Source organism: Protofrankia sp. CiP1_Cm_nod4 (assembly GCF_982290645.1).
In genome coordinates, this window is the sequence record NZ_CEVIVC010000271.1 from 1 (window position 1) to 2,750 (window position 2,750).

The 2,750-nt window shown below is 71.4% G+C and carries 1 protein-coding gene and 1 pseudogene; both read left to right on the forward strand.

Annotated elements, in window-relative coordinates; all coding sequences use genetic code 11:
* Positions 1-187: 187 nt before the first annotated feature.
* Positions 188-1,732: pseudogene (istA, locus tag AC5LSR_RS24040) on the forward strand (IS21 family transposase); the annotation flags it as partial.
* A gap of 154 nt (positions 1,733-1,886) precedes the next feature.
* On the forward strand, positions 1,887-2,681 hold the full coding sequence (istB, locus tag AC5LSR_RS24045) for an IS21-like element helper ATPase IstB (protein WP_493469079.1): 795 nt from the start codon (positions 1,887-1,889) through the stop codon (positions 2,679-2,681).
* Positions 2,682-2,750: the final 69 nt, after the last annotated feature.

Sequence of the window (2,750 nt, forward strand, 5' to 3'; positions counted from 1 at the left end):
TGTGGACGGTCACGAAATTCCCCAGTTGTGAGGGGCTGACGGTCACGTAATTCCCCACCTCGATCACGTAATTCCCCGTGGGGACGGGGTGCGTGTCGGGCTTGGGGCGGTCCTCCCGTTCGAGCACAGTTGCTCCTCGTCTGCGCAGGTCAGGCGGGGGGAGCCGATGGCGAGGAGAACCTTCGTAGTGATCGACATCGTGGAGATCCTGGTCCACTGGCACGCCGGCCGGTCGAAGAACGAGATCGCGGCGAGCCTGGGCGTGGACCGCAAGACGATCCGTAAGTACGTGGGCCCGGCGGAAGCGGCGGGGCTGGTCCCGGGCGGCCCGCCGCTGGCCGAGGCGGAGTGGACGGCACGGGCACGGGAGTGGTTCCCCGAGCTGACCGACACGAAGTTGCGGCAGGTGACCTGGCCGGAGATCGCCAAGCACCACGACTACGTCGCCGCCCAGCTGAAGGCCGGGGTGACCGTGTCGACGGTGCACCAGCGGCTCGTCTGCGAGCACGGCCTGGCGGTGTCGGTCGCGAGCCTGCGCCGGTACGTGCGGGCGAACGTGACCGAGGAGGCCCGCCGCTCCCAGGTCACGGTCCGCGCGCTGGTACCGGCGACGCCGGGCGAGGTCGGCGAGGTCGACTACGGCCGGCTGGGGACCTGGACCGACCCGACGTCGGGGGCTCGGCGGACGGTGTGGGCGTTCGTGCTCGTGCTGGCCGCCTCCCGGCACCTGTTCGTCCGTCCGGTGCTGAGCATGGACCAGCACGCCTGGACCGTCGCGCACGTGCGGGCGTTCGCCTTCTTCGGCGGGGCCCCGGCCCGCCTCGTCCCGGACAATTTGAAGACCGGGGTCGACCGGCCGGACCTCTACGACCCGAAGCTGAACCGCTCGTTCGCCGAACTCGCCGCGCACTACGGGGTGCTCCTCGACCCGGCCAGGGCGTTCAAACCGAAAGACAAGCCGCACGTCGAACGGCAGATGCCCTACGTCCGCGACAGTTTCTGGCGCGGCCGGACGTTCACCTCGCTCGAGCACATGCAGGACGAGGCGGTCCGCTGGTGCACCGAGGTCGCCGGGGCACGGGCGTGCCGGCCGTTGGACGGCGCCGCCCCGCTGGCCGTGTTCGACGCGGTCGAGAAGGACGCGTTGCGACCGCTGCCGCCGGCGCCGTTCGTCGCGGCCCGCTGGTCGACGGCGAAAGTCGGCCCCGACATCCACGCCCGGGTCGAGAACAGCCTCTACTCGCTGCCGTGGCGTTACCTCGGGCAGACCGTCCACGCCCGCTCCACCGCGACCATGGTCCAGTTCTTCGTCGCCGGGCAGCTCGTCAAGACCCACCCCCGCAAGCTGCGGGGCAAGCAGACCGACCTGGGCGACTACCCGCCCGAGAAGATCGCCTTCCACATGCGCACGCCGACCTGGTGCCGCGCCCAGGCCGAGAAGGTCGGACCCGCCTGCGTGCAGCTCGTCGGCGGGCTGCTCGCCGAGAACGCCCTCTACCGGCTGCGCGCCGCCCAAGGAGTCGTCGGCCTCGCCGACCGGCACGACCCGACCCGCCTGGAAGCCGCCTGCGCCAAGGCATCGGCGGCCGGCGACCCGTCCTACCGCACCGTCACAGGAATCCTCGCGGCCGGCACCGAGACCCAGCCCGTCCCACCGGCGGCCGGCGACGCCGGAGCGGCGGCGTTCCTGCACGGCCCCGACCAGCTGCTCGCCGACGTCATCCCCCTGGCCGTCCCGGCCTCGGCAGGCGCCGAGGACCCGGCCACCACGACCAGCACCGGCCAACGGGGACAGGCGTCGTGACCATCCGAACCGTCGTCCCCCCGGCCCCGGCCGCCGCCACGCCCACGGTCCCCGAGGCCGCCCCGACCACAGGCAGGACACCATGACGACCACCGTCCCTCCCACCGTGACCGACCGCAACGGCCTCCTGCAGACCCTGCGCGCGCTGAAACTGTCCGGGATGCTCGACACCCTCGACGCCCGCCTCGCCCAAGCCGCCGCCGGCCAGCTCGGCCACCTCGAGTTCCTCCAAGTCCTCTGCACCGACGAAGTCACCCGCCGCGACGCCACCGCCATGACCCGCCGGCTACGCCGCGCCCGCTTCCCCGAACAAGCCACCCTCGAAGGGTTCGACTTCACCGCCAACCCCAAGCTGCCCGCCGCCCAGATCCGCGACCTCGCCGCCCTGCGCTGGCTCACCGCCGGCGAACACGTGATCCTCTACGGCCCCGTCGGCGTCGGGAAGACCCACATCGCCCAGGCACTCGGCCACCAGGCCGTCCGCGGCGGCGCCGACGTCCGCTTCACCACCCTCAGCCGAACCCTGGCCGACCTCGCCGGCGGCCACGCCGACGGCACCTGGAGCCGTCGGCTCGCCGAACTCGCCCGACCAGCACTCCTCGTCCTCGACGACTTCGCCATGCGCGAACTCACCGCCACCCAGGCCGACGACCTCTACGAACTCGTCCGCGAACGCTCAGGGAAATCGGTGCTCCTCACCTCGAACCGCTCACCCGTCGACTGGTACCCGCTGTTCCCCAACCCCGTCGTCGCCGAGTCCCTGCTCGACCGGCTCGTCAACGCCGCCCACCAGGTCGTCATGAACGGCCCCAGCTACCGGCCCAACAAACGCCCAAGAAACCCTGCCGTCCCCCCGGCCACCACGACCACCAGCTAACATCAACATTACGGGCCACCTGGGGAATTACTTGAGCAAAGCCCCTGGGGAATTACCTGATCGTTCACA